The following is a 25902-nucleotide window of genomic DNA, read 5'->3' as shown; positions in this document are numbered from 1 at the left end:
TGGCGCGCGTAACCCGCGGGCCCTTTTCTTCTCCCCAATTTTTAAGGCCCGCAGCTGCGGGCTTTTCGGCGTTTTGCTCTTTTGCGAAGCTCGCGGCAGCACTCACTATCGTTAAAGAAAGACACAGGATGCCGTATACAGCCCAACGTGAGGTCAGGTACATACCCGACGCCAGCGCGCTCTTTTATGCCCTCGCCACTCCGCAGGATTCCCTGCTCCTCGAGTCCGCCGACATCGAGACGAAGAAGAACCTCACCTGCATCGCCATTACGAAGGCAGCACTCAAGGTCGTGTGCCGCGGCCAGGAGGTCACCGCAACGGCCTTAACGCCAGCCGGTCACTTGCTCTTAGATGAACTTCGTCAGGATTTTTGCTCCAAGATGAGGCAGAACGGTGACGTCAGCGCCACCTTTAGCTTCGAACTCTCCACCGAGCACGATGAGCGCGCCCGCCTCCGCGCCACCTCGACCGCAGATATCTTGCGCACGCTGCAGTTTAGCCAGCTCTATTCCGGCGAGTCACTTCCATTCCTCGGTGGAGGATTCGCCTTCGACTACGTCGACACCTTCGAGTCACTCCCACCGGTGCCAGACGGACCGAATGAATACCCTGATTATGAATTTCTCGTAGCCGAGCACGTCCTCACGGTGGACCACCTGACTCAGAGGGCAAGGATTGAGGGGTGGGGCGTCGACAAGCACGCGCTCGAAGAGGAGCTCGACCTGGCCGCCGTCACCGTACCTGGTACTCCAGAGGCCCCCGCACCGCGAGAGAGCATAAGCGCACGCGCCTCCATCGACGACGCCACCTTCCGCAGCCACGTTGAGCGGCTCCAGGGCAACGTCCACGCCGGCGATATCTACCAGGTCGTTCCCTCGCGCGCGTTCAGCATTGAGTGCCCCGATGCCTTCGCTGCCTACCGCACGCTGCGTGAGACCAATCCTTCTCCGTACATGTTCTACGTACGCGGCTCCGAGCATGAGCTGTTCGGCGCTTCGCCGGAATCGAACCTCAAATACACGGCATCGGACCGGCAGGTTCAGCTCTATCCCGTCGCTGGCACCCGTCCCCGCGGCGCCACGCACGAGCTCGATATCCGCAACGAGCTGGAGATGCGCACCGACGCCAAGGAGGTCTCCGAGCACATCATGCTCGTGGACCTAGCCCGCAATGATCTCGCGCGCGTCGCTGTTCCTGGCACCCGCAAGGTGGCTGATCTGCTCCAAGTCGACCGCTACTCCCGCGTCATGCACTTGGTCTCCCGCGTCGTGGCCACACTCCACGAGGATTTCGACGCCCTCGACGCCTACCGCGCGTGCATGAACATGGGCACGCTGACCGGCGCCCCAAAGCTGCGCGCCATGGAACTCATCCGGGAGACCGAACAGACTCGCCGCGGTTCCTTCGGCGGCGCCATTGGCTACCTGCGCGGCGATGGCTCGATGGATAACTGCATCGTCATCCGTTCCGCCTACGTCAAGGATGGCACGGCCATCGTCCAAGCAGGTGCCGGCGTCGTCCGCGATTCAATTCCCCAATCCGAAGCCGATGAAACGGTCCACAAGGCCTACGCGGTGCTCAGCGCCATCGCCCAGGCACAGAGCGCATCCCTGGAGGTCATCCGATGAACCCGCACGTTGTCCTCATTGATAACCACGATTCCTTTGTCTACAACCTCGTCGATGCCCTCGCCGGCTACAACACCACCGTCTTCCGTAACTCGGTCCCGGTGGAGGAGGTGCTCGCTGCGAAGCCCGACATCATCATTCTCTCGCCCGGCCCAGGTCACCCCAGGGACGCGGGATCGATGATGCCGCTTATCGACGCCTCCCTCGGCCGCATCCCCATCCTCGGGATCTGCCTTGGTTTCCAGGCGCTCCTCGATCATTTCGGCGGCACCGTCGAGCCCTGCGGCCCGGTCCACGGCTCATCGGTCCCCATGACCCTGACCGAGGCCGGGGCACGGCACCCGATCTTTCAAGGCCTCACCACCGATTCGGAGCCGGACAACCCGGACTATGTCGGCCGTTTCGTTCCGGTTGCCCGCTACCACTCCTTGGGGTGCGCGAACATTCCGGACGAGATGCGCAGCCTGGCTTCAACCGAGACAGACATCGGCCCCGTCACCATGGCGGCCGAGACTCTCGACGGGAAAGCCATCGGCCTCCAGTTCCACCCGGAGTCACTCCTGACACCGACGGGACCCATCATGATCGAGCGCTGTATTGAACAACTATCCGCTATTCCCACTATGGAGGCAGACAACTAATGACCACCAAGGCTCCACTCACGACGCTCCAGAAGTTCCTCGATATTGAGGAGCCCACTCTCGAGCAAGCGATCGAGGTCTTCACTCCCTTGACGGTGGGGGAGTACGACGACATCCACATCGCCGCGCTCCTGACCCACATTCGCACACGCGGCGAAACCTTCGCCGATGTAGCCGGCGCCGCCCGCGCCTTTCTGCGCGCAGGGCGCCCCTTCCCGGTCACCGGCGCGGGCCTCATGGATACCGCGGGCACTGGCGGCGATGGCGCCAACACCATCAACGTCACCACCGGCGCCTCGCTCGTCGCCTCCGCCGGCGGAGTGAAGATGGTCAAGCACGGCAACCGTTCCGTATCTTCGAAGTCAGGCTCCGCCGACGTTCTCGAAGCCCTCGGCATCCCCCTCGACCTCGATCCGGATCGCGCCGTCCGCCAGCTCGGGGCGTCCAACTTCACGTTCCTTTTCGCCCCGGCCTACAACCCGGCGGTTGCTCACGTGCAACCTGTGCGCAAAGGCCTGGGCATCTCGACGATCTTCAATACCCTCGGCCCGTTGTTGAGCCCCGGCCGGCCCGAGTTCCAGATTATGGGAATTGCCAACCCGGCTCAGGGCCAGCTCATCGCGGAGGTGTTCAAGGATCTCGGCCGAACCCGCGCGCTCGTCGTCCACGGAGCGGGGACTGATGAAATTGCCGTCCATGGCACAACTCAGGTGTGGGAACTCCGGGAGGGCTCAATCACCCACTACGAACTCACCCCGGAGGAGCTCGGCATTTCCCGCCACGAACTCGCCGATCTCGCCGGTGGTGACGGCCAGGAGAACGCTCAGGCGCTTCGCGCGGTCTTTGCCGGCACCGGCAAACCCGCCCACCATGACGCCATCGCCGCCACCGCGGGTGCAATGTTCTACCTCAACGGAACCACCAACACCATCGCCGATGGCGTGGCCCATGCAGCCCAGCTCATCACGGACGGCTCCGTCGCCGCCTGGCTCACGAAGCACGAGGAGGCTGATTATGGCTCTGCCGACCGTGCTTGAGGGGATCGTCGCCAAGCGCCGCACCCATCTCCCCGCCATCCGGGAACGTGTGGCCCACGTGGATCTGGAGGCACTCCCTCGGTCCGAGCGTTCCTTCTTCGATGCCCTTAACGGCACCAACCGCTTCATCATGGAGTGTAAATCAGCCTCCCCCTCGCTCGGGCTCATTCGCGAGCACTACGAGCCCGGCGCCATTGCGCGCGTCTATTCCCGCTACGCTTCGGCGATTTCGGTTCTTTGCGAGCCGGAACGTTTCGGCGGCGACTACGACCATCTACAAACCGTGGCACTCTCCACGCACCTCCCGGTGCTGTGCAAGGACTTCATCATCGATCCGATTCAGGTTTATGCCGCACGCTATTTCGGTGCCGATGCCATCCTGCTCATGATGTCCATCGTTGATGATGAGACCTACTCCGAACTCAAGCAGCTTGCCGATTCCCTCGGCCTCGACGTCCTCACCGAGGCCATCACTGAAGAGGAGGTCGCCCGTGCCGCTGCCTTCGGTGTCGACGTCATCGGGATCAACAACCGCAATCTGCACGACCTAACGATTGATCTGGACCGCACCGCCCAACTCGCCCCCCACATTCCTGCGGGCAAGGTCATCGTCTCCGAGTCCGGCATCTGCGATAACCACACCGTTCGCGAGCTCGGCGCTCACGCCAATGCATTCCTCGTTGGTTCGCAGCTGACCGGAACCCCAGACATTGACCGTGCTTGCCGTGAACTAGTTTTCGGCACCAACAAGGTCTGCGGTCTCACCACGTGTTCCGCTGCCCAGGCCGCCCGCGCTGCAGGCGCCGTCTACGGAGGCCTCATTTTCGAGGAGGCTTCTCCACGCACTGTTTCACGTGAAACCGCACACGACATCATCGCTCACGAGCCGGACCTGAGTTACGTCGCGGTCTCTCGACGGACAACCGGCTGGGACGAGCTCGCCTTCGAAGGCATCGACGCTCTCCAGATTCACGCGCCTTACCAAGGTAGTACGGAAGCTGAGCTTGATCTCATCGCGTCTGTTCGCGCAGTAGCACGGGAGCTTCAGGTCTGGCGCGCCATCGATATGACCGCGCCGCACGGCCCTTCGCTCGCCATCGCGCTTGCCGACGCCGCCGACATGCTCATCCTTGATTCCGGCCCCGGCGGAACGGGAACCTCCTTCGACTGGTCAACCGTACCTGCCGCCGTTAAGGACAAGGCACTACTCGCCGGCGGACTCAACCTGTCCAACCTCACCGACGCACTCCGCGTTGACACCCTCGGCCTAGACCTCAACTCCGGCGTCGAAAACAACGGCCGCAAGGACACTGGACTCATTGCCCGCACCTTCAACACCATTCGTCACTTTACGTATTAAGCCCCAACCCAAAGGACCACCATGACCACTCCATCCGAAACCCGGGAAACGCTCCTTCCGGCCTACTTTGGCGAGTTCGGCGGACAATTCGTCCCCGAATCGCTCATCCCGGCCCTCGACCAACTTGAGCAAGCTTTCGTCGATGCTCAGAACGACCCTTCCTTCCGCGCGGAACTCGCGGGATACCTCCGCGACTACCTTGGCCGCCCAACTCCGCTCACTGAGGCCACCAAGCTCGGCGGCAAGGCACGCATCTTCCTCAAGCGCGAGGACCTCGTCCACGGCGGCGCTCACAAAACCAACCAGGTAATCGGGCAAGCCCTCCTGGCTAAGCGCATGGGCAAGACCCGCATTATCGCCGAGACCGGAGCCGGCCAGCACGGAACCGCAACCGCCCTCGCGTGTGCACTCCTCGATCTTGAGTGCGTGGTCTACATGGGCGCTAAGGACGTCGCCCGACAGCAGCCCAACGTCTACCGCATGGAGCTTATGGGCGCGAAGGTCATACCCGTTGATTCCGGATCAGGCACACTCAAGGACGCCGTCAACGAAGCCCTCCGCGATTGGACCGCCACCTTCCACGAGTCGCACTACTTGCTCGGCACTGCTGCCGGTCCGCACCCGTTCCCCACAATTGTGCGTGAGTTCCACAAGGTGATTTCTGAAGAAGCCAAGGCACAAATGATTGAGCGCACGGGCGGGCTTCCCGACGTCGTCGTCGCCTGCGTCGGCGGTGGCTCCAACGCTATCGGAATGTTCGCCGACTTCATCGATGACGAGTCCGTCGAACTCATCGGTGCCGAGCCGGGGGGAGAGGGCCTCAACTCCGGACACCACGGCGCCACAATCAACAACGGAACCATCGGCATCCTCCACGGCGCGCGCTCCTTTCTCATGCGCAATGCCGATGGACAGGTCGAGGAATCCTATTCCATTTCCGCCGGCTTGGACTACCCGGGCGTCGGACCACAGCACGCATACCTCTCCCAGACAGGCCGTGCCACATATGTCGGCATTACCGACGCCGAAGCACTCGAGGCCTTCCAGCTACTCAGCCGCCGCGAGGGCATCATCCCCGCCCTCGAGTCTTCCCACGCCTTGGCCTACGCGCTCAAGCGCAAGGAAGAAGACATCACTATCCTCGTCTCCCTTTCTGGTCGCGGCGACAAGGACATCGACCACGTCCGCCGCACCCTCGAGGAACACCCCGAATTCAAGCTCCCGGAGGAGAACTAATGAGCCGTTACGAGACACTCTTTTCAGCACTCGCCGCCCGTAACGAAGGTGCCTTCGTTCCTTTCATCATGCTCAGCGATCCTGACCCAGACACGGCACTGACTATTGTCCGCGCCGCGGTCGCCGGCGGTGCTGATGCCCTCGAACTGGGTGTGCCGTTTTCCGATCCCGTCGCTGACGGCCCCACCATTCAGGCCTCTCACATCCGCGCCCTTGCCGGCGGCGCCACCGTCGATTCTGCTATTGCCCAGATCCGCCAGATTCGTTCCGAGTTCCCGGAGCTTCCCATCGGCATGCTGATCTACGGCAACGTCCCTTTCACGCGTGGACTCGAAACCTTCTACTCTGAGTTCCAAGACGCCGGCGCCGATAGCATCCTGCTTCCGGACGTCCCCGTCCGCGAAGGTGCCCCATTCGTCGCCGCCGCTGAGAAGGCCGGTATCGATCCCATCTTCATCGCTCCGGCCCAAGCCTCGGAGCAGACCCTCGCCGGGGTGGCCAAGTTCTCCAAGGGCTACATTTACGCCATCTCACGTGATGGCGTCACCGGCACCGAGAAGGAATCAGAAACGCGTGGGCTCGACGACGTTGTGAGCAACGTCAAGCGTTTCGGCGGTGCACCGATCCTCCTCGGTTTCGGTATTTCGACCCCTCAGCACGTAGCGGATGCCATCGCCGCCGGTGCCGCCGGCGCCATCACCGGCTCGGCACTCACCAAAATTGTCGACGCCCACCTCGACGAGAACAACAAGCCCACCCCGGAGCTTGCTGATGCCGTCACCTCCTTCGTTGCTGACATGAAGGCCGCGACGAAGCGCCCCAGCTAATCCACCCCAGCTAAACCACCCCAGTTGAACCACCACGGCCACCGTCTGCGCCCCACAACCTCGTTGCCGGGGCAAGCGAACCAGACGCCTGAGCTATCGCCCAACCCTCATCAGCACAAACTGCTCCCCACTAGTTGGACTGAGAATTCAGTTGCTTACTAGTGGGGAGCAGTTCAGAAGGGAAGGGCGGAAGAAAGTTTCACGTGAAACTAGGAGTTGGTGAGCTCCTCGTTCACAGCCGCTTTATCGGCTTCGGCCTCAATGCCTTGAATTTTATCGCGGGCAAAGCGGTCAACAATCATCGCGATTGCACCATCGCCGGTGACGTTCGCAGCGGTACCCACAGAATCGATAGCGATGTAAGCCGCAATCATCAGAGCGACCATCGAATCATCAAAGCCCATATTGGATTGCAGGAGACCAACGGCCACCATAACCGCTCCACCCGGTACACCAGGGGCAGCAATCATCATGATGCCCAAGAGCAGGATGAAACTCAGTGCCTTGCCAAGGTTGCCCTCCATACCCGGAGTCATGAACACAATCGCGAAGGCGTAGAGCGTCAGCTTCATCATCGAACCGGAGAGGTGGATAGTCGCACACAACGGGATGACAAAACCAGCAACCGGCTTGGAAATACCGTTCTTAAGCGCGGAGTCAAGAGACACAGGAATAGTAGCCGCGGAAGAAGAGGTACCCAGCGCCGTGAAATACGCCGGAGCCATGTTTTTTAACGCAGTGAAGGGGTTCTTACCAGCTATCGCGCCGGCCACCACGTACTGGAAGACCAGGTACACGAGCGTCATGACGACGGAAAGCAGAAGCACCTTCGCGAAGGCGACCATTACCGCGCCAATGTTGCCATTCATACCCAGAGTGAGGAAGATACCGAAAATGTAGATAGGCAGCAGCGGGATGACAAAACCCCAGATGACCTTGATGACGATGGCCTCGAACTCTTTGGACAGGGTGTAGAGGTTGTCAGACTTTACGGTCGTCATAGCAACGCCAACACAGAAGGAGAGGAGTAGCGCCGTCATGACCTCAAATGGTGCCGGCATGAGAACCTCGAAGTAGGGTTCAAGGGCACCTTCATCAATGTCGGATACATCGGTATTGAGAGTTTGCCCCTTGAGCATGACCGGGTAGAGAAGCTGGGTCAGAGCATACGCAATAAGGCCAGAAATGATGGTGGAACCGTAAGCAATGCCCGCAGTGATGCCGAGCCACTTTCCAGCACCACGGCCCAGTCCAGCGATAGCTGGGGCGACGAGGGCAAAGATAAGAACTGGGATGAAGAAGCCGAGGAAGTTAGAGAACAGCCCGTTGAAAGTTGCAAAGGTTCTACCGAACCATTCGGGCGCAAACCGGCTTACGATAATGCCCAAGATAATCGCCACGATAATCTTGAACAACAGAGAGTTGATAACGCTCTTGAGTTTCATGATTGAGTCTTTTCTATGGTTGGAACCATGTGGTTGTCCATCGCCAGGGAATAAAAGCTTTAATATCTGCCAAGCGACACGAAATGTATATTACAGCACCGAACTAATAATTTGAACCGGCTTTCTCGTCTTCGGATGGGAGGGATAGACTAGTGAGCATGCTCGTAGTCGGAATCCTGTTTTTCATCATCGCTGCCATTCTCCTGATCGTGGGTGGACTGGCCACAATGCGCAAGCTGCCTGGTAATGGTGTCGTCGGACTGCGCCTCGCAGAAATCCGGAAAACCAAGGAAGCATGGGACAATGCGCATGCCGTCGCTGGGCCTTTTTGGACATTGGGTGGGGTGGCACTGGTTTTTGGCGGTATCGTCGCGCTTCGCGCCGAAGGCTGGATGTGGCTCATTCCGGTAGCCACTTTTGTCATCGCCGTTCTCGCGCTGTCCATCGGTTCCAACATGGGCGCTCGCGCTGCCTACTTGTGGGACCAGGCACACAAGGACGACGAGGGATGCGGGGATTCCTGTAACTGCGGCGATGGAGGATGCGGGGAAGAAGAGGCACCGACTGTCGACGTCTCCGCGGTCCGCGCTGCCGCCGAGCGCGCCGATCAGTCCCATTGATAAATACGACACTGTGACGCTATAAGCGGATAGTTCGCTTCTTACTCTTATCGTCACAACGAATTCTTAGTCCAGGCGATCCAATGGTTGGTTAGACCCTCCATTGATATCGCCACTTTTTGTTTCTTATCGTTTGCTGCCAAGTCAACAGGAAGAGGCTTAGAAGACGGGCTGGCGCGTGACAATGATGGGCCACCCGGAGGACTATGGTTTCTATGACTAACATCAAGCGAAACACAGCACTCCAACTCGTCGCCGCCGCAGCGCTGAGCCTAACCGTTCTGGGAGCCGGCGCCACGTATGCCCGGTCCATCGACTCGCGGGGGAACAGTACGATAGCAGAGGCGGGAACAATCTATAGCGACGTGGGTACCTCATATGGGTCTTATGACTTTAGCGGTAGCCCAATGGAAGAGCTCCCCATATGGGAAGGCGAAATCGGATAAAGTAGGGCCCATGACTACGTGTTCTCGTCGTATGTTCCTACTCGGCTCCGCCACCACCTTCGCTGGCGCTTACCTCGCCGCGTGCGGCAAGGAGCCCTCCGCTGAAATTGCCGCCACTGAGATCCCGGTGGGATCAGCTGTCATCGTGGATAAGGTCATCTTTGCCCAGCCAACCGAGGGCGAGTTCAAGGCCTACTCGCAAACCTGCCCACACCAGCATTCGCTCATCACCAAGATTGAAGGCATGACCGCCACGTGCACAACCCATTACTCTAGCTTCGACCTTGCCACGGGCGAGGTCACCGGCGGCCCCAGCCCCAAACCGCTCACCGAGTACGGCGTTGAGAACGATGGCGGAACCGTCAAGAACGTCCCCGCCTAATCTCGCCGGAGAGCGTTTCACGTGAAACATCTGAGGGGCGTCTACACTCTGTTGTATGCTTGAGCGCCTCAAAAACCTTGATCCCCTCATCATCCTGATCCTCTGCGCGGTCGCGATCGCCGTCGTGTTTCCCGCGCGGGGAGGCTTTGCAGACACCTTCGACGCCCTCACCAATATTGGTATCGCGCTTCTCTTCTTCCTGTACGGTGCGCGCCTATCGCCGCGCGAAGCCATCAACGGCATCAAGCACTGGAAGCTTCACCTGACGATCCTGGCGTTCACCTTTGTGGTCTATCCCGTGGTCGGCCTTGCACTCAGACCGCTCACGGCATTCATCCCCATGGATCTCTACCTAGGCATCCTCTACCTGACGCTCGTGCCGTCGACGGTGCAGTCCTCAGTGGCCTTCACGTCCGTCGCGAGGGGAAACGTCGCCGGCGCCATCGTTTCGGCATCAGCGTCCAACTTGGCGGGTGTCATCCTCACCCCACTCCTCGTTATGGCACTCATGGGAGCGGGCGACGGAATACACATCGATAGTTCGGTCTTCGTTGAGATTTCAGTCCTCTTGCTCCTGCCATTCGTGCTCGGCCAGCTCACACGGCGATGGACGGGCAAGATCGCCGCAAGCAAGGCCACCAAAATAGTGGACCGTGGATCCATCGCAATGGTCGTGTATGCGGCCTTTTCGAAAGGCATGGTGGACGGAATATGGGCGTCGATAAGCATCTGGCAGATCCTGTTCCAGATACTCTTCTCTACAGCACTAGTCTTCTTCATGCTGTGGCTCACCAAAATCGTCAGCGCGAAGCTCGGGTTTAGCCGCGAAGACTCCATCGCCATCCAGTTCTGCGGCTCGAAGAAGTCCCTAGCAACGGGCCTACCGATGGCATCGGTCATCTTCGCATCCGGTAGCACGTCGCTCGGACTGCTTATCCTGCCACTCATGATTTACCACCAGGTTCAGCTCATGATTTGCGCGTCTGTGGCTTCGCGCTACGCACGGGTAGAGTGAGGCATCATGAAAACTCTCTACGTCCGCACCACCATGTCTATCCCGGAAGTAGGCACCGCCGTCCATATCGCGGAGATGCAGGAAATTAGTGAGACCGCCTGCTCCATGCAGCGCATGATTGCGCTCGCGCCGAATGAATCTATCGTCGGTGCAGCCACCCCGCAGGCCTCGGTGGGCAATGCGGATATCCCTCAGCAGGTTGTGCCCCATCCCAATACTTACGACGACTTCCCAGATATCGACGCCGAATTTATCGGCGCTATGGAGTTCCACTCCCTGTGGACCGAGGCCACCGCGCTCTACGGTGACCTCTAGAAGACCCAATTCACTAAGAGCATGTAGAACGCGGTGCCGCCAAAGATCGAAAGACCGGAGTTGCGACGCCACAGATGCAGGGCAGCGGTAAACGCTGCGGCGGCAAGGGGGGCAATGAGGTGTCCCGTGTCACGAGTGGCTCCGAACAAGGTATAAACCACCAACACCGTCATCACGCCCACCGGCATGGTGAAACCAAGCATCGTAATAAAGTTGCTGCCTTTAAGGGCCTTAACGAAGGCGAAGGGAAGCCAGCGCAGCAGCACTGTCACGATCCCCACCGGGATAAGCACCGCCAGGATAGTGCTAAGAGTTACTCCGGCTGGCATGGCACATCCTTCCGCAGAACCAGTGCGCTATCGATACGCGGTGAGAGGTAGCGCACGACGAGCAGGAGGAAATAAGCAGTGAGTGCCACCATAAGCAGCTGGCCGGGGAAGAGAAAGCCGGCAAGGATACCCAGGGCCGCCGCGGTGAGCGGCAGAGAATAATCCTTGTTGTTCTGTAAAGAGTCAATGGCCAGGACAACGAACAGAGCCACCAGCGCAAAGTCCAGACCTTTCACTGAGGGAGGGATAGCCTGGCCCGCGAGCGCACCAATGATGCCGGCGCCCACCCAGAGAAGCTGGCAGAAAAGCTGCACCGTGAACACGAACGTGCCACTGGGGCGCGAGTTGCGGGGGAGAGCGGAGATGACGGCATAGGATTCGTCGGTCAGCGCGTAGGTGGAATAGGCGCGGCCGAGGGGATTGCGAATCTCATCCCGAGGAAAGGTGAGGCCGTAGAAGATATGGCGGAAATTCACCATGAAGCCAGTCAATGCCGCAACCGCCGGGGTGACACTGCTGGTCACCATAGAAATCGCAAGAAACTCCATAGAGCCGGCGTAGATGATGACGGAGAACACCGGAGTCCACCACCAGTCGAAGCCGGTCTGCACCATCAGCACACCGAAAGCAAGGCCAAGCGGGACGACACCCACGGCAATAGCCATGCAGGTTTTCACCGCCGTGACAATCTCCGAACGCATGGGACAAATGTTAGTTCACGGCGCGCGCAAGGACACTAATTATCTTCGTCGATGTAGCGCGGGAAGGTGGAGAAAAGCGGCAGGGGCATGGCTTGGCGCTTCATCACATCCGACCACGTATCCGTGGAGCCGGAAGAAACCACGTCTTGGGGGAGAGCGGGCGCGACGTACCAGTCGCCGCGGTCGATTTCCGCCTCAAGCTCGCCCGGTTCCCACTCGAAAAGACCGACGAAGAGACGGATGCCATCGACAAGTTCGGTGACCTCCTCAGGGCCCTCGCGCAGATCCACCATGGCCAAGCGCGGGGCGAGGCGGCTCAGCGCCGGATACTTCTCAATATCCACGCCTTGGCGCGTCATGGCAACGCCGAGGGCCGCCTGCTGATTGTGCGGACCACCAATGTAGAGGGCCTGCGGTTTAGCCACCGCAGGCAGCCACTCCGGCATGACGTTAAACACGGCCATCTCAGAACGCTTGGTCAGGTCGACACCATACGTACGCCCGCCCAGCTGCTCAGTGATCAGGATAACGGAGCGGTTGTAGTGCGGGACGAGGATGTCGGGAGCAGCAACAAGCAGCTGGCCAGGGGCCGGTTCATTGCGCTCGAGAGCGTTGAAAAGTCTATCTGCGTACATCCCTATCTAGAATTCCACCACTCGCGCAGCTTCGCAATAGCAACGTCGCGCTCCAACGGGCCCTCCTCAAGGCGCAGCTCCTTGAGATAAGACCATGCCTGGCCCACCTCGGGGCCGGGTTTGAGATCAAGGATCTCCATGATCTCGTTGCCGTCGAGGTCCGGGCGCACGCGCGCGAGATCTTCCTTCGCGGCAATGTCCGCGATGCGCTCCTCTAGCTGGTCATATGTGCGCTGAAGGCGGCGGGCCTTACGCTCATTGCGGGTAGTGCAGTCCGCACGCACAAGCTTGTGCAGGCGGGGGAGAAGATCGCCGGCGTCGGTGACGTAGCGGCGTACGGCCGAGTCGGTCCACTGGCCATCACCGAAGCCGTGGAAGCGCATGTGCAGGTAGACCAGCTGACCGATGTCCTCAGTGGTGGCCTTGGGGAACTTGAGCTTGCGCAAGCGCTTGCGGGTGAGCTTGGCGCCGACGACCTCATGGTGGTGGAAGCTCACCTTGCCATCGGTGGTATCGCGCGTATCCGGCTTGCCAATGTCATGCAACAGCGCGGCCCAGCGGAGAATCAGGTCAGGGCCGTCTTCCTCCTGCTCCATGGCTTGGCGCAGCACGGTGAGGGAATGCGCGTACACATCCTTGTGCTGCGCGTGCTCGTCGGGCGCCATGCGCAGGGCCGGGATCTCCGGGAAAATGTAGTCCGCAATGCCGGTCTCGACGAGCAGGTCAATGCCCTTCCACGGCGCAGTGCCGCAGATCAGTTTGTTGAGCTCGACTTGGACACGTTCGACGGTGATGCGCTGGATTTCCCCAGCCATGTCGGTCATGGCGGTGCGCACGCGCTTAGCGACGTCAAACTCCACCTGCGCCGCAAACCGTGCCGCGCGGAGCATCCTGAGGGGATCGTCGTGGAAGGAGATCTCGGGCGCATCGGGAGTGTCGAGGATGCGGTCCGCCAGGTGCTGCAGGCCACCCATCGGGTCGTGGAACTCTCGCGTACCATCGGGGCGCAGCTCAATAGCCATGGCGTTGACAGTGAAATCGCGGCGCACGAGATCGCCTTCGAGGGTGTCTCCGTAGATGACCTCCGGGTTGCGGGAATCACCGTCGTAACTGTCGGAGCGGAACGTGGTGATCTCGATCTGCTGGCCCTTATACGCAGCGGACACCGTGCCGTAGTCAATACCGGTGTCCCACACGGTCTCGGCCCAGTCCTCGAGGATGGCGTAGACCACGTCGGGGCGGGCTGGCGTGGTGAAGTCGAGGTCATTGCCCAGACGGCCCAGCAGGGCGTCGCGGACGGAGCCGCCGACGAGGTAGAGGGGGGCGTCGTGAAGCGCGAAGCGGTCCACCAGCCCCTGGAGGAGGCCACTGAGCTGGCTGAGGGAGGCGTCCGCGCGGGCGAGAACGCCGATTAGCTGAGTGTCCTGAAAATTCACGGATCGAAGTCTACTACGATTAGCAGGGATGACTAAGAACACGCCAGGGTCCAAGCGCCGCCGCCGGCGGGGCGCGGGCAACCGGAACCGCCGCACGGGACGCGCGCAGCGCACGTCCACCAACCGCATGACCACGCGGGATGAGACGTCCGCGGGCGGTCTCGTCGTGTCCGGATTGGCGGAAGCCGTCGACACTGACGGAAACGTAGACCTCTCCCAGATCTACGTGGCGCTCATCGGCAGGCTGGATCGCCGCGGCCGTCTGCTGTGGTCCATGCCGAAAGGCCACGTGGAGAACGGCGAGCCGAAGGAGCTCACCGCCGAGCGCGAGGTGTGGGAGGAGACCGGTATCTATGGCAAGGTCTTCGCGGACCTCGGCATGATTGATTATTGGTTCGTCTCCGATGGCGTGCGCATCCACAAGACCGTGCACCACCACCTGCTGCGCTTTGAGGACGGCATCATGAATGATGAGGATCCGGAGGTCACCGAGGTCTCCTGGATCCCCGTCTCCGAGCTCATTGAGCACTTGGCCTATGCGGATGAGCGCAAGCTCGCGCGCATTGCCCATGATCTGTTGCCGGATCTCGCGCGAAAGGAAGCCGCCGCAGGAAAGGCGACTCCCCGGTGAGCCGGCACGGGTGGCGCGTAGCGCTGGCTGCGGCGCTAGCGCTCGGGTGCGTTACCCCGGCGGCACAGGCAGAGGCTCAAGAAGACAGCCTGGCGAATGCGCAGTATTGGTTAGGTTCACGGGGGCCGGACGAGTTGGAGCTCAGCCTGCTCAGTGCCAGCGAAGCACGGGTAGGGGACACCGTCGAGATGACCTTAAAGATCCATAACCCCACCGACAGCGCGGTGGACAACCTGCAGATAACTACCCGCCGCAGCGACGCAGTGCGATCCACCACACAGGCCCGCCAAGAGCTGGCTGTGGGTTCTTTTCCTTATTATGGGCCCTCTGAGTCCAGCGGGGCTTTGAAGCCGGGGGAGAGCCGAGAAGTGACCGTCGCGGTTCCCACAGCACTGGGAGAGGAATCCACGCTGGCCATTACGGAGCCCGGTGCCTACCCGGTGCTCTTTACCCTGACCGGCACCCGCGATGGCCAGACCGCAAGCTTTGCGGAGGAACGCACGATCCTGGATTTTCAAGGTACACAGGATGCTCCGGAGAATCCGCGCGCGTTCTCCATTATCTATCCGCTCACCGCGGAGGTCGATGTGGTGCCGGGTGATACCGGTGGTCAGGATCTCATCCTGCAGAGCGAGCAACTGCCGGAGCAGATGGCGCCGGGCGGGCGTTTGGATCAGCTGCTCGATATCTACGTGGACCATGACCTGCACGGGTCCGGGTGCGTGGCTCTGGATCCGGCGCTTGTCGACGCCGCCTCCCGCATCGCCTCCGGCTACACGGTCAACGACTCACGGCCTCCCATTGCGCAGCGCCCGAAACGCTTGCGTGATTCCTGGTTCTCCAGCTCGGATAATGACCGTGGTGAGCCGGGTCAGCATTCCCAGGATGCTGCTGCCTGGCTGGACAAGCTCAAGGGCCTCGACTGCCGCATGCTCATGCCGTGGGCGAACACCGACACAGACGCCGTGGCCCACGTAGGCAATGAGCGGCTCACGCACGAGGCAGTGGAACAAGGAGCGGAGACAGTTGAGCGGGTACTCGGGAATCCTCTGAATACCTCGCTGACCGCGCCGGCCACGGGCATCAGCGAACATGAATTCTCGGTGCCCATGCTTGTCGCAGATAATTCCGCGTGGGCCGGCAAAGCGGTGACGTTCGATGCCTCGCTCGGCGCACTCCTAGCCCAAACCGGGTCTCTTCCGCAGACCACGGGTTATTCCAACCCAGAGATGCGCTATGACTTCGCGGAAGACTCGGAACAGGCGCGGGCGTTGTCAGCGGGGGCGTCGCTAAGCATTGCCTCACAGGAGTTGCTGCACGGCGGTGACGAGGAGCCGGAAGGCCTCGTGGCCAAGCTGCCGAATTACCACGATCCCGCCGCCGCCCGCGCGGTCATGGACACCGCCCAGCGCCTACTGAACTCGCAGCATCTTTCCCCGCGGCCGGTGACGACGCTGCCCGTCGAATCGAGTGAGGGCGAGCCCGGAAGCCCCTATGTTAACCCCGCCGCTTTCCACGACGCGGAGATTACCCAGGTAGCCCAACAGGCGCGGTATACCGATGAGCTCATGTCCATCATGGTCAATGACCCAGCCATTGCCATGACGCGCTATGAATTCACGCTGCCGCTGCGCCGCGATCTACTCGCCGTGCTCAGCGATACGCGCCGCACAAGCCTGCGCGGCTTCCGCCCAGCGGTGGAAGATAGCCGCAAGCGTTTGGAAGAGAACGCGGATGTACTGCGTGATCTGCGAGCCTCGGTCTCACTCATCCCACCGGGCAATGTGTACACGCGCGTTTCGGAATCCTCGCCGCTGCTCATCGTGGCGGAGAATGGGCTGCCGCTGCCTGTCGACGCCCACCTGGCCTATGACGCCCCCGACGGCGCCACCCTCAACACGCAGGACTCGGTTCACATCCCGGCCAAGGGATCTATTACCGTGTCCATGACCGCTGACCTGCCGAGCGACGCCGACCGCACCTCGTTGCGGCTGTGGCTGGCTACCCCGTCTGAGCACCTGATCTCAGACCCAATTGATATCACCGTTCAGACGCGGGCCGGTATCGTTAGCGTGTATGGAGCCGGTATCGTTGCCGCGCTCGTCCTCGTCCTAGCCGCACTGTTCCGGCTGGGTAAGCGGAAGAAAAAGAACACTCACGGATAGTTTTCTCTATGACACATGAACCTTTGTCTGGTGCCCGTCGACGCATTGTCACGCCCTCCCCACCGGCACCGGTCCCGGAAAAGCGCGCGCCGAGCGGCGTCATTGCCGTCGATGACGAACACGAAGACCGTTCGGGTCTGAAGGGAGAATCCCAGGCAACCTCGGGCGAGTCCTCCGGTGATACAAACTCCGACGGTGCCGTCGTGCGCGCCACGGGCTCGATGGCTGTTGCAACGTTGATTTCCCGTATCACGGGCTTCATCCGCAACGTGCTCATCGGCTCCTCCTTGGGCCCAGCGATTTCTTCTGCCTTCACCACGGCGAATCAGCTCCCCAACCTCATCACGGAGATCGTGCTGGGCGCGGTGCTGACCTCGCTGGTTGTTCCCGTTCTTGTCCGCGCGGAGAAGGAAGACTCCGACCGCGGCGAAGCCTTTGTCCGGCGATTATTCACGCTGGCCTTCTCGTTGCTGGCCACAATTACGGTTCTGTCGTGCATTTTCGCCCCGCAGCTAACCCGCATGATGTTGCCCGAGGATGGCAAGGTCAACGCCATCCAGGCCACATCGTTTGCTTATCTGCTGCTGCCACAGATCTTCTTCTACGGGCTATTCGCGCTCTTCCAAGCGGTGCTTAACACGAAGAATATCTTTGGTCCGGGCGCGTGGGCGCCGGTGGTCAACAACATCATTTCCATCTCGGTGCTCGTGGCTTATCAGCTCGTTCCGGGCAGCTTGCATCCCGATGCGCCCTCGCCGATCACGGATGGGCATGTGCTGCTCTTGGCACTGGGTACGACGGCCGGTGTGGTGGTGCAGTGCCTCATTCTCTTCCCTTATCTCAAGAAAGCGGGCATCAACCTCACACCACTGTGGGGCCTGGATGACAGGCTTAAGCAGTTCGGTGGCATGGCCATGGCCATCGTGGCCTACGTGGCCATCTCCCAGCTGGGTTATGTGATTACCTCCCGCGTGGCGGCGCACGCCGATGATGGCGCGCCCTTTACCTACCAACAGGCCTGGCTGCTGCTGCAGGTGCCCTATGGCGTCATCGGAGTCACGCTCCTCACGGCGATTATGCCGCGACTATCGCGCAACGCTGCCGACGGCGATGTTAAGGCCGTGGTCCGTGACCTCACGTTGGGCACCAAGCTGACCTTCATCGCGCTGATCCCCATTGTCATCTTCATGACCGGCTTCGGTATTCCGATTGCCCGTGGCCTGTTCCAGTACGGCGCCTTTGATGCCGAGGCTGCCGAACTCCTCGGCCTCACCGTGAGCTTCTCCGCCTTCACGCTGATTCCTTACGCTCTCGTGCTGCTGCACCTGCGCGTGTTCTATGCGCGTGAGGAGGCCTGGACGCCAACGTTCATCATCGCCGGCATCACCTTGACCAAGGTTGTGCTCTCGTTGCTCGCCCCGCACGTAGCGGACTCCCCAGAGCGCGTTGTCATCCTGCTGGGTACCGCGAACGGTTTCGGCTTCGTTGCCGGTGCCGTCATTGGTGGCTTCCTGCTCAAGCGCAAGCTCGGCAGCCTGGGTGGCCGCGCTGTCATTGCCACGACCATCTGGTCGGTGTTGTCCTCACTCGTCGGCCTCGTCGTGGTCTACGCCCTCAACTGGGCCCTCAACCTCGTGCTGCCGGCCTCGCTGCCCGCCGTGGTGAACTTGGTTCGTCTGGCTGTCGTCGGCATCGTCTTCGTCCTCGTGACCGGCCTTGTGCTTTCGCGCTCTGGGCTGCCGGAAGTCATCAACCTGGGCCGCCAGTTGCAGCGTATCCCGGGCATGTCTCGCCTCATCAAGATCGAGAATGCCGAGGCCATCGAGGTCGAGGCCCCCGATCAGCTGGAGTTCCAACCGATCTTCAGCGTGGATGCCTTCAATTCCTCGCCGGTACCGCCACCGATGTCCGCCGGTATCGTCCGCGGTCCGCGCCTGGTCCCAGGCGCCCCGGTGTCCGATGGCCGCTTCCGCCTCCTCAAGGACTACGGCTCAGCCCCGGGCACACGCTTCTGGAAGGCCCGCGAACAGGCCACCGGCCGCGAGGTCTCGCTGACTTTTGTCGACACGACGGGCGAAGCCCCCATGGCCCCGGCCCCCCCCGCCGTAGCGGCTCGTCGCTCGGCAGAGGTGTCTCGCGCCACGCGCCGCCTAGCGGAGATGGAACTGGATGCCGTGGCGGAGAACATCGACATCCTGTCCTACCGCCAGGGCTGCCTTGTCGTGGCGGATTGGGTAGAGGGAACCTCGCTCAAGACGGTCTCGGAGGATAAGGACCTCGATCCCCGCGCCGTCGCTCACGCCTTGGTTCCGCTAGTACGCACTACGGCCGCCGCTCATGCGGCGGGCCTCGTGCTCGGTATGGAGAACCGCAACCGCATCCGCATCTCCACCGAGGGTATCGCCACGCTGGCCTTCCCGGCGGTTCTGCAGAGCAACGACGAGGAGACCGACCGCTCCGCGCTCTCCTCTGCCATCTCCCTGCTGGTGGAATCCACGAGCCCGACCCCGGAGGTCCTCCAGGAGATCGCCGCTGATGCGGAGGTAGGGGAGGACTCCGACTTGGAAGACATCGCACACCGCCTAGCGGCCTACGGCGGCGATGGCGAAGACGGCGAGGAGACCCTGCAGGTCCCTGTGGAGGAGACCCCGCGCAAGGAGGATCCAAGCCCCGCACCAGGCTTCGGCGGCCGCGGCTACTCCGGCTCCGGCATCATCGTGCTCGGCGTACTGGCCACCGTCTTCGTCGTAGCCATGGCGGCGCTCAGCGTGTGGATTCTCTCTCAGGTTGGCGATGAAGAGACCTCGCCCGTCGTGACCAAGACGGAATCTTCTGCGGAGACAACCTTCCCCAACGTGCCCGCGGTGCTGCTGAAGGACGTGCAGTCAACCTCCGTCCCGGAGGGCAAGGAGGTCACCGGCGAATGGACCACCACGACGAAGGACAGCGGTCTTCTCCTCAGCATTGACAAGCCCACGCAGCTGCATGTTCTGCCACTGAATCAGAAGGATTCCATCGGCGCGAAGTATGTGGTCTACGGCGTGACTAGGGAGAAGTTCGACCCCACGGATCCGGAGTCCTCCACGCTCACCGAGCTCGCGCATGGCACCCTCACGAGCGCCCGCCAGGACATCGATCTCAAGAAGAAGCCGATGGCTTTCGACGGCGCCCTCATCCTCTTCACGGATGTGCCCAAGTCCGGTTCCGTCACGCTGAAGGAGGCCACCCTGGTGGGTATCCCGACTAACTAACACTGCTCCTCACATATCCCCAGACCTGGAGCCCGCAACTCCCTGTTCGTTGGTTCATACGCACCACGCGCTTGACGACGTCCACCTGCAGGTTGCGGGTTGCAGGTCTGGGGATTTGGCTTTTGACGCACAATAACCCTTGACGGCTGTGAGAAGGGTCGTATAATTATTGTTGTCACGTCAACATTAGAATGAAATGAGGAACCCATGACTATCACTGCAGGAACGTACGCCCTGGACCCAGCACACACCACCATTGGCTTCGTGGCCCGCCACGCCATGGTTACCAAGGTGCGCGGCAACTTCAATGAGTTTGAAGGCACCCTTACCGTAGCGGAGAATATTAACGAGTCCGCCGCTAACGCCACTGTGAAGACTGCGTCCATCGACACCAACAACGCTGAGCGCGATGAACACGTAAGGAACGAGGACTTCTTCGACGTGGAGAAGTTCCCAGAGATGACCTTCACCGCGACCAAGTTCGACGTTAACGAGCAGGGTGAAGGCACGGTCACCGGTGACCTCACTATCAAGGGCACCACCAAGTCCGTGGACTTCAAGGTAGAAGAAACCGGCGTAGCCGAGGATCCTTTCGGCAACACCCGCTTGGGCTTCGAGGCCACGACCTCCATTAACCGCACCGACTTCGGCATCGACTTCAACGCTCCGCTGAAGACCGGCGGCGTGCTGGTCTCCGAGTATATCAAGATTGAGCTCGAGGTCTCTGCCATCAAGCAGTAAGCCATCAAGCACGAAACCTCGCCGCAGGAAGTAGTTCTTAGTTGTTGCCCGTAGCGCCCATGTCGGCACTACGGGCAACAACTTTTTAATAATGAGAGGCACAACAATCGAGTAATAAACAACTCTGAAACAACTTCCAAACAACGTGTACAACGCTGTTACCTGCATGTTTCAGAGTGATTCTGCGTCAGAAGGCGCCATATTAGCCAATAGTTGTTTATTAGTTGTTGCGGAGTTGTTTGAAACAACTCTGCTGTGCCACAGCGCGGGCCCAACACGCGGTGGATTCTTTCCTGACCACCCTGTGATGCGCACCGCAGCGGCGTTTAAGATGTAGCGCATGACTACCGCCAACCTCACTCACGCAGAAGCCACCGCCCGCAGCGCCGCGCTGCGCTTGAGCACCTATGACCTGCACCTTGACGTCACGAACGCGCCCACCGACGTTGATTCTTACGAGGTCACCGCGCGTATTACGTTCACGACCACCGAGCCCGAGACCTTCGTGGACTACCTGGGCAAAGCCGTGCATTCGGTGCGCGTTAACGGTGAGGAGGTGGAGAACACCTTCGACGGCGGCCGCGTGTACCTCCGGGATCTCCCAGTGGGGGAGGAGCTCACCGTGGAGATTACCGGCTCTTCTTACTACTCCCGCACCGGCCAGGGCCTGCACCGCATGCACGACCAGGCCGATGGCACCACGTACCTCTACTCACACCTCGAGCCATCCGATGCGCGCCGCATCTTTCCCTGCTTTGACCAGCCGGACCTCAAGGCCAGCTACGAGGTACACCTCACCGGCCCGGAAGGCTGGCAGCTCTTAAGCAACCAGCCGGAGGTTGGCCGCGAGAAGACGGATAGCGGGGAAGTAGCGCACTTCGCGCCGACCCCGTTGCTGTCGACGTATCTGACGGCGTTTGCGGCGGGGCCGTACGTCGAGAAGCACAGCACTTGGACCGCACCCGATGACTCCCTCACGGTGGAGTTGCGTGCCTTTGCCCGCGCCTCCATGGCGGAGTACCTGGATGATGAGATCCTGCAGGTCACCGCGCAGGGCATGGACTTCTTCCACGCGAACTTTGGCTACCCGTACCCGTGGGGCAAGTATGATTCCATCTTCGTACCGGAGTACAACCTGGGTGCGATGGAGAACCCCGGCCTGGTGACCTTTACGGAGCACTACCTCTACCGTTCCGCCGCTACCCGCGCGCAGCATGCCGCGCGCACGAACACCATCCTCCACGAGATGTCCCACATGTGGTTCGGTGACCTGGTCACCCCGCAGTGGTGGGATGACCTGTGGCTCAAGGAATCCTTCGCGGAGTTCATGGGCGCGGATTCCTCCGTGCACGCCACCGAGTACACCGAGGCGTGGGTCAACTTTGCCGGGCAGCGCAAAAACTGGGCCTACCTGCAGGATCAGCTGCCCACCACGCACCCCATCAAGGCGGACATCCCGGACGTTGATGCTGCGCGCCAGAACTTTGATGGCATCACCTACGCCAAAGGTGCTGCGGTGCTCAAGCAGCTGGTGCACTACGTCGGCCGGGAGAACTTCTACGCCGGCGCACGCGACTACTTCCAGGAGCACGCCTTTGGCGCGGCCACCTTCGAGGACCTGCTCAAGGCCTTGAAGAAGCACACCGACCGTGACCTCAACGCCTGGTCCACGGCGTGGCTGCGCACCTGGGGTCCGGACACGCTGACCCCGGAGCTGCACACGGATGGTGACACGATCCACGAGCTCGCCATCACCGTGGATGCTGAGGACACCACGCGCCCACACCGCCTGAACCTGACGCTTTTCGACGCCGCCCTCACCAAGTACGCCACCCTCGACGTCGATCTGGAGGGTGAGCGCACCATCCTCGACGAGGTGTCGGGGCTGGCCGCGCCGGGGTTGCTGCTGCTGAACGACGGTGACCACACCTACGCCAAGGTCCGCTTCGACGACACCTCCCTGGAGACCATCCGCACCCGCCTGTCGGAGGTGCCGGATGAGCTCTCCCGCGCGGTCATCTGGACCTCCCTGTGGAATCTCACCCGTGATGGCGAGTGGCCAGTGCGTTCCTACCTCGATACCGTGCTCAATCACGCCCCGGCGGAGTCCAACCCGACTCTTCTCACCACGGCCTTTGCCAATGCGCGCTATGCCATCGACCACTTCGTGAGCAAGGGTGTTCGCGAAGAGATTCGCGCCGACTATGCCGAGCGCCTCTGGGAGGTGCTGCAGCAGGCACCGGCAGGTTCCGATGCGCAGCTCACCTTCGCACGCGCCGCCATCCAGGCGCTCGCCGCCACCCCGGAGGAATCCGGCACACAGCGCCTGCGTGCGCTGTACGACGGCTCCCTGGACGGCCTCGCCCTCGACCCGGATATCCGCTGGGCCAGCCTGCGCGCGCTGGCCGCCCGCGATGCCGTCAGCACCGAAGAGCTGGAGGCGGAGAAGGAGCACGATAACACGCTCACCGGTGCCGCCGCGTACCTGGGCGCCTCCCACGCCTTCCCGTCAGCGGAGGTCAAGCGGGAGGTTTTCGACCTCGTGCGCACGCCGGGTAAGTACTCCAACGCCGAGGTGGATTCCCTCCTCGCTGCCTTTAACGCACCGCGCTCGGCCCACCTCACCGAGGCCTTTGCCCAGGAGTACTTCGATTCTCTGACGAAGCTCTGGGAGGAGCACCCCATCGAGATTGCCAACCGCCTCGTCCGCGGGCTCTACCCGGATCTCGCAATGGCCGACGCCGCTACCAGCGATTTCTTGAGCAGCGAACGTCCGCGTGCACTTCGCCGCGTGCTGCTGGAATGCCAGGATGCGCTGCGTCGCGCGCACCGCGTCCGTGCCGCGCAATAAGCACGGCACGGGTTACGGACCCGGTCCCAGATTCCTCAATACCCTGAGCCGGAAGAATGGAAAATGGAAGGTTGATGTATCCCCACTATTCATTTGTTCATTTTTCGGAATACATCGGGAGTTACCACTGCGGACCAGCTCTGTGTGAACTAGATGAGAAGGCACAGCAGCGAATCATCGACGCTGGACAGTTGGTGCTGCGGGCACGCGAGCGGCACCCCGAGCGGTCACTCGAGGATCACTACAACCCGTTATCGAAGGACCCAATTCTTCTCAAGGCTCACGACGAATTGGACCGCGGAGTAGATAATGCTTCGGTGCGGCACGAAAACTCACCAATGAGCGCCAGCGCCAGGAGCTACTGTTCGCCAGCTGCGGGGAGTTGGCGAGGGGCTATGCCTCCTCGCTTTCACCAAAATCAAAACCACCAGCAGGGTCGTTCCCCGTGCGGGTGATTTTGATCGGCCCCGCTGCCGGGTATAGAACCCTGTCGCCGGCAACGCCGGGAACTATGACTGTGCCCGACGAGAACACATCACTGTCATAACCCGGCTCACGGTAGACCAGCACTGGTCGTCCACTACTACTGGTGGATTTCGGTTTTGGTGGCGGGGGTTAACGCCGCCGGCCTCGTTTTTTCCGTTGAGGAGGGCGTTGACTACTTCCCGATTGTGAAATAGGCCGATGGTGCGGTGGAAAGGAACCAGTCACCTGGAAGAGATCGATCCAGTCGCTGGTGCGCAATCTAGGAGGTAGGGTTGCGGGGTCAATTCCTCGCAAGCGCAACCATGATTGCGTCTCTGAACGTGATGAAAACAACCCTGCCCTTCGGAGAATTTCCCCTATCCCGCGTCCCCGGGCGGTGAAAACGGTGTGCACCATCGCCTGAAAGGCTTTGCGTTGCTCTATCGGGATCTTCGGATCACCCACCCGGCGGATCACTAAGATCCCCCCGTCAACGCTTGGCTGTGGCCGGAACGCAGACCTTGGTACTCGGGAACCAAGGTGAAATGTGAACCACGGGGACCACTGAGCCGTCATCATTGTGCTTGCGCCTACCCCGGCCCGGCGGCGAGCGACTTCCCACTGCATGAGGAGTACAGCGTCAGTCCATGACGGCGCATGCAACAACTTTCGAAGAATGGCAGTGGTGAGGTGAAAGGGAATGTTTCCCACAATGACGCAGGGAGTGACGGGTAACGGGTAGTTGAGGAAATCATCCTGGACCACTTCGACCGCCGCCGAGGCGGTCCTTTTTGTGAGTTTTGCAGCTAGTTTTGCGTCTACCTCAACTGCCGTTATTGCTCTCCCCAAGTGGGATATCGGGCGAGTGAGGGCACCGCTTCCTGGACCGATCTCAATGATGGGGCCGGAGGTTTGTTTTACAAGATCGACTATTGAGTTGATGATCTTGTGGTCTGTGAGAAAATTTTGGCCATGTTCGTGACGGCCGTATCCGTATGTAGACATCAGGTGTGCTCCGTGGAGTTGAAACGGAGCCGGGCATGGCAAATGGCCGCCCGGCTAAAGGACCGGAGCGGTTTTTAACCTGCGGGAGGGAGAAAACCGCCTTAGCGATTGGTGAGCGGCCGCATGAAAACAGAACCTGAAATCAACATGAGCCTATGGTATCCAATTAATTTCGCGGAGTGCAATACGGTGAGAAGGAAGACAACCGCACCGCAACAGTGCAAGACATCTCTGGATTGGAATTCGTCCTACCTTCGGCTCGTCGTACAGATGCCACTGGCGCATTCTGTATCTGGGCAACGAGGGGGAGTTACCCTCACCTCCGAATGTTTTTAAGGTGCACCCCTGATTACGCTGCGGTACGGGAGTAATTTTGTCCGACTGATCGGACTGTCCACCGACGTGGGGCGGGTAGTTCGAGGTCCCAGCAGATGATCGCCTCGATTTCACCGCGTTCAAAGGATGTCACCATGGCGTCGTAGTCGGGGCGAGCCACATTCTTCTTTGACGCGGAAATGGACTGATCGACGTCGTTAAGTCCTATGTCCAACGTGCAAGTCACGCTGCTTTGCAATGGCTTCACAGTCCTGACGCTGCCGGTCAATGGTGCGGCCATCCACGTCAGCGTCTCGTGAGATACAAAGGTAAATGGGAGCGCGTGTTGTCAAACGCTATTAATAGGGCCCTTAGCTACACATTGTAGCTTAAACTTGTGATGTCTAGCGACATTTTGGACACGG

23 protein-coding genes are annotated in these 25902 nt (G+C 60.8%); 16 read left to right on the top strand and 7 right to left on the bottom strand.

All coding sequences use genetic code 11. The features are described 5' to 3' along the window. Positions 1 to 128 precede the first annotated feature (128 nt). Genes HMPREF3149_RS04680 through trpA form a run of 6 tightly spaced genes read left to right on the top strand, consistent with a single transcriptional unit; the run spans position 129 to position 6729 of the window. A complete protein-coding gene (locus HMPREF3149_RS04680; RefSeq protein ID WP_070536918.1) occupies positions 129 to 1628 on the top strand; it encodes an anthranilate synthase component 1 in 1500 nt (499 codons plus the stop codon). After that, positions 1625 to 2269 carry an anthranilate synthase component II gene (locus tag HMPREF3149_RS04675; RefSeq protein ID WP_070536917.1) on the top strand — a complete coding sequence of 215 codons (645 nt, stop codon included), beginning with the start codon at positions 1625 to 1627 and terminating at the stop codon, positions 2267 to 2269. The genes HMPREF3149_RS04680 and HMPREF3149_RS04675 overlap by 4 nt, the downstream gene beginning before the upstream one ends. Then, entirely contained in the window at positions 2269 to 3306 is a 1038-nt protein-coding gene (trpD, locus tag HMPREF3149_RS04670; protein WP_070536916.1) for an anthranilate phosphoribosyltransferase, read from the top strand. Before HMPREF3149_RS04675 ends, trpD begins: the two co-directional genes overlap by 1 nt. Continuing rightward, on the top strand, positions 3284 to 4666 hold the full coding sequence (gene trpCF, locus HMPREF3149_RS04665; protein ID WP_070536915.1) for a bifunctional indole-3-glycerol-phosphate synthase TrpC/phosphoribosylanthranilate isomerase TrpF: 1383 nt from the start codon (positions 3284 to 3286) through the stop codon (positions 4664 to 4666). The genes trpD and trpCF overlap by 23 nt, the downstream gene beginning before the upstream one ends. Positions 4667 to 4687: 21 nt before the next feature. Then, positions 4688 to 5902, top strand: coding sequence for a tryptophan synthase subunit beta (gene trpB, locus HMPREF3149_RS04660; RefSeq protein WP_070536914.1), 1215 nt, complete (start codon positions 4688 to 4690; stop codon positions 5900 to 5902). Next, complete coding sequence (gene trpA / locus HMPREF3149_RS04655; protein ID WP_070536913.1) at positions 5902 to 6729, top strand: tryptophan synthase subunit alpha; 828 nt, start codon at positions 5902 to 5904, stop codon at positions 6727 to 6729. Before trpB ends, trpA begins: the two co-directional genes overlap by 1 nt. A 209-nt stretch (positions 6730 to 6938) precedes the next feature. Here trpA and HMPREF3149_RS04650 read toward each other — a convergent pair whose 3' ends face one another. Further along, a complete protein-coding gene (locus tag HMPREF3149_RS04650) occupies positions 6939 to 8174 on the bottom strand; it encodes a dicarboxylate/amino acid:cation symporter (protein WP_070536912.1) in 1236 nt (411 codons plus the stop codon). Between the two features lie 158 nt (positions 8175 to 8332). Between HMPREF3149_RS04650 and HMPREF3149_RS04645 the strand changes: the two genes are divergently transcribed. The 4 genes from HMPREF3149_RS04645 (at position 8333) to HMPREF3149_RS04625 (ending at position 10952) form a co-directional block, all read left to right on the top strand. Next, the gene (locus HMPREF3149_RS04645; RefSeq protein WP_070536911.1) at positions 8333 to 8794 is read left to right on the top strand and encodes an SdpI family protein; all 462 of its coding nucleotides are present in this window, start codon (positions 8333 to 8335) and stop codon (positions 8792 to 8794) included. A 456-nt stretch (positions 8795 to 9250) separates the two neighbouring features. Beyond that, entirely contained in the window at positions 9251 to 9622 is a 372-nt protein-coding gene (locus HMPREF3149_RS04635; RefSeq protein WP_042532914.1) for a Rieske (2Fe-2S) protein, read from the top strand. Positions 9623 to 9677: 55 nt separating this feature from the next. Then, positions 9678 to 10637: a bile acid:sodium symporter family protein gene (locus HMPREF3149_RS04630; protein ID WP_070536910.1), complete on the top strand. Its 960-nt coding sequence runs from the start codon at positions 9678 to 9680 to the stop codon at positions 10635 to 10637. Positions 10638 to 10643: 6 nt separating this feature from the next. Then, entirely contained in the window at positions 10644 to 10952 is a 309-nt protein-coding gene (locus HMPREF3149_RS04625) for a hypothetical protein (protein WP_042532917.1), read from the top strand. Here the strand turns inward: HMPREF3149_RS04625 and HMPREF3149_RS04620 are convergent. The 4 genes from HMPREF3149_RS04620 to HMPREF3149_RS04605 are packed head-to-tail and all read right to left on the bottom strand — an operon-like array spanning position 10949 to position 14053. Beyond that, positions 10949 to 11281: a branched-chain amino acid transporter permease gene (locus HMPREF3149_RS04620; RefSeq protein ID WP_070536909.1), complete on the bottom strand. Its 333-nt coding sequence runs from the start codon at positions 11279 to 11281 to the stop codon at positions 10949 to 10951. The two genes, HMPREF3149_RS04625 and HMPREF3149_RS04620, sit on opposite strands and share 4 nt — an antisense overlap. Continuing rightward, positions 11266 to 11982, bottom strand: a complete 717-nt coding sequence (locus tag HMPREF3149_RS04615; RefSeq protein ID WP_070536908.1) for an AzlC family ABC transporter permease — start codon at positions 11980 to 11982, stop codon at positions 11266 to 11268. Before HMPREF3149_RS04615 ends, HMPREF3149_RS04620 begins: the two co-directional genes overlap by 16 nt. A 35-nt stretch (positions 11983 to 12017) precedes the next feature. Beyond that, positions 12018 to 12617 (bottom strand): YqgE/AlgH family protein, encoded by a 600-nt coding sequence (locus tag HMPREF3149_RS04610; RefSeq protein ID WP_070536907.1) that lies wholly within the window; start codon positions 12615 to 12617, stop codon positions 12018 to 12020. Between the two features lie 2 nt (positions 12618 to 12619). Next, positions 12620 to 14053, bottom strand: coding sequence for a CCA tRNA nucleotidyltransferase (locus HMPREF3149_RS04605; RefSeq protein WP_070536906.1), 1434 nt, complete (start codon positions 14051 to 14053; stop codon positions 12620 to 12622). 28 nt (positions 14054 to 14081) lie between these two features. On the opposite strand from HMPREF3149_RS04605, the gene HMPREF3149_RS04600 reads away from it, so the two are divergent. From HMPREF3149_RS04600 to HMPREF3149_RS14050, 6 genes are all read left to right on the top strand, one after another. After that, entirely contained in the window at positions 14082 to 14684 is a 603-nt protein-coding gene (locus HMPREF3149_RS04600) for an NUDIX hydrolase (protein WP_070536905.1), read from the top strand. Further along, positions 14681 to 16849 (top strand): hypothetical protein, encoded by a 2169-nt coding sequence (locus HMPREF3149_RS04595; RefSeq protein WP_070536904.1) that lies wholly within the window; start codon positions 14681 to 14683, stop codon positions 16847 to 16849. Before HMPREF3149_RS04600 ends, HMPREF3149_RS04595 begins: the two co-directional genes overlap by 4 nt. Positions 16850 to 16857: 8 nt before the next feature. Beyond that, a complete protein-coding gene (gene murJ / locus HMPREF3149_RS04590) occupies positions 16858 to 20100 on the top strand; it encodes a murein biosynthesis integral membrane protein MurJ (RefSeq protein ID WP_070536903.1) in 3243 nt (1080 codons plus the stop codon). A 207-nt stretch (positions 20101 to 20307) separates the two neighbouring features. Then, on the top strand, positions 20308 to 20841 hold the full coding sequence (locus HMPREF3149_RS04585) for a YceI family protein (RefSeq protein ID WP_070536902.1): 534 nt from the start codon (positions 20308 to 20310) through the stop codon (positions 20839 to 20841). A 340-nt stretch (positions 20842 to 21181) separates the two neighbouring features. Beyond that, a complete protein-coding gene (pepN, locus tag HMPREF3149_RS04580) occupies positions 21182 to 23692 on the top strand; it encodes an aminopeptidase N (protein WP_070536901.1) in 2511 nt (836 codons plus the stop codon). A 56-nt stretch (positions 23693 to 23748) separates the two neighbouring features. After that, positions 23749 to 24147, top strand: a complete 399-nt coding sequence (locus HMPREF3149_RS14050; protein ID WP_338078411.1) for a type IIL restriction-modification enzyme MmeI — start codon at positions 23749 to 23751, stop codon at positions 24145 to 24147. A 160-nt stretch (positions 24148 to 24307) separates the two neighbouring features. On the opposite strand, the gene erm is transcribed toward HMPREF3149_RS14050, so the two are convergent. Then, positions 24308 to 25162, bottom strand: a complete 855-nt coding sequence (erm, locus tag HMPREF3149_RS04575; RefSeq protein ID WP_070536900.1) for a 23S ribosomal RNA methyltransferase Erm — start codon at positions 25160 to 25162, stop codon at positions 24308 to 24310. Between the two features lie 349 nt (positions 25163 to 25511). Continuing rightward, positions 25512 to 25745, bottom strand: coding sequence for a hypothetical protein (locus HMPREF3149_RS12930; protein WP_236683989.1), 234 nt, complete (start codon positions 25743 to 25745; stop codon positions 25512 to 25514). Between the last annotated feature and the right edge of the window lie 157 nt (positions 25746 to 25902).

The organism is Corynebacterium sp. HMSC05E07 (assembly GCF_001807225.1).
GTDB classification, from domain to species: Bacteria; Actinomycetota; Actinomycetes; order Mycobacteriales; family Mycobacteriaceae; genus Corynebacterium; species Corynebacterium singulare.
Note: the sequence above shows the minus strand (reverse complement) of the source record. Positions and strands in the feature narration are given on the sequence as shown.

Excerpts from the sequence above, each read along its gene's own strand:
- HMPREF3149_RS04635 (WP_042532914.1), top strand. The coding sequence starts at position 9,251 with ATGACTACGTGTTCTCGTCGTATGTTCCTACTCGGCTCCGCCACCACC.
- trpCF (WP_070536915.1), top strand. The coding sequence starts at position 3,284 with ATGGCTCTGCCGACCGTGCTTGAGGGGATCGTCGCCAAGCGCCGCACC.
- murJ (WP_070536903.1), top strand. The coding sequence starts at position 16,858 with ATGACACATGAACCTTTGTCTGGTGCCCGTCGACGCATTGTCACGCCC.
- pepN (WP_070536901.1), top strand. The coding sequence starts at position 21,182 with ATGACTACCGCCAACCTCACTCACGCAGAAGCCACCGCCCGCAGCGCC.
- HMPREF3149_RS04680 (WP_070536918.1), top strand. The coding sequence starts at position 129 with ATGCCGTATACAGCCCAACGTGAGGTCAGGTACATACCCGACGCCAGC.
- HMPREF3149_RS14050 (WP_338078411.1), top strand. The coding sequence starts at position 23,749 with ATGGAAAATGGAAGGTTGATGTATCCCCACTATTCATTTGTTCATTTT.
- HMPREF3149_RS04675 (WP_070536917.1), top strand. The coding sequence starts at position 1,625 with ATGAACCCGCACGTTGTCCTCATTGATAACCACGATTCCTTTGTCTAC.
- HMPREF3149_RS04620 (WP_070536909.1), bottom strand. The coding sequence starts at position 11,281 with ATGCCAGCCGGAGTAACTCTTAGCACTATCCTGGCGGTGCTTATCCCG.
- HMPREF3149_RS04645 (WP_070536911.1), top strand. The coding sequence starts at position 8,333 with ATGCTCGTAGTCGGAATCCTGTTTTTCATCATCGCTGCCATTCTCCTG.
- trpB (WP_070536914.1), top strand. The coding sequence starts at position 4,688 with ATGACCACTCCATCCGAAACCCGGGAAACGCTCCTTCCGGCCTACTTT.
- HMPREF3149_RS04615 (WP_070536908.1), bottom strand. The coding sequence starts at position 11,982 with ATGCGTTCGGAGATTGTCACGGCGGTGAAAACCTGCATGGCTATTGCC.
- HMPREF3149_RS04600 (WP_070536905.1), top strand. The coding sequence starts at position 14,082 with ATGACTAAGAACACGCCAGGGTCCAAGCGCCGCCGCCGGCGGGGCGCG.
- trpA (WP_070536913.1), top strand. The coding sequence starts at position 5,902 with ATGAGCCGTTACGAGACACTCTTTTCAGCACTCGCCGCCCGTAACGAA.
- HMPREF3149_RS04630 (WP_070536910.1), top strand. The coding sequence starts at position 9,678 with ATGCTTGAGCGCCTCAAAAACCTTGATCCCCTCATCATCCTGATCCTC.
- HMPREF3149_RS04610 (WP_070536907.1), bottom strand. The coding sequence starts at position 12,617 with ATGTACGCAGATAGACTTTTCAACGCTCTCGAGCGCAATGAACCGGCC.
- erm (WP_070536900.1), bottom strand. The coding sequence starts at position 25,162 with ATGTCTACATACGGATACGGCCGTCACGAACATGGCCAAAATTTTCTC.
- HMPREF3149_RS04650 (WP_070536912.1), bottom strand. The coding sequence starts at position 8,174 with ATGAAACTCAAGAGCGTTATCAACTCTCTGTTGTTCAAGATTATCGTG.
- trpD (WP_070536916.1), top strand. The coding sequence starts at position 2,269 with ATGACCACCAAGGCTCCACTCACGACGCTCCAGAAGTTCCTCGATATT.
- HMPREF3149_RS04625 (WP_042532917.1), top strand. The coding sequence starts at position 10,644 with ATGAAAACTCTCTACGTCCGCACCACCATGTCTATCCCGGAAGTAGGC.
- HMPREF3149_RS04585 (WP_070536902.1), top strand. The coding sequence starts at position 20,308 with ATGACTATCACTGCAGGAACGTACGCCCTGGACCCAGCACACACCACC.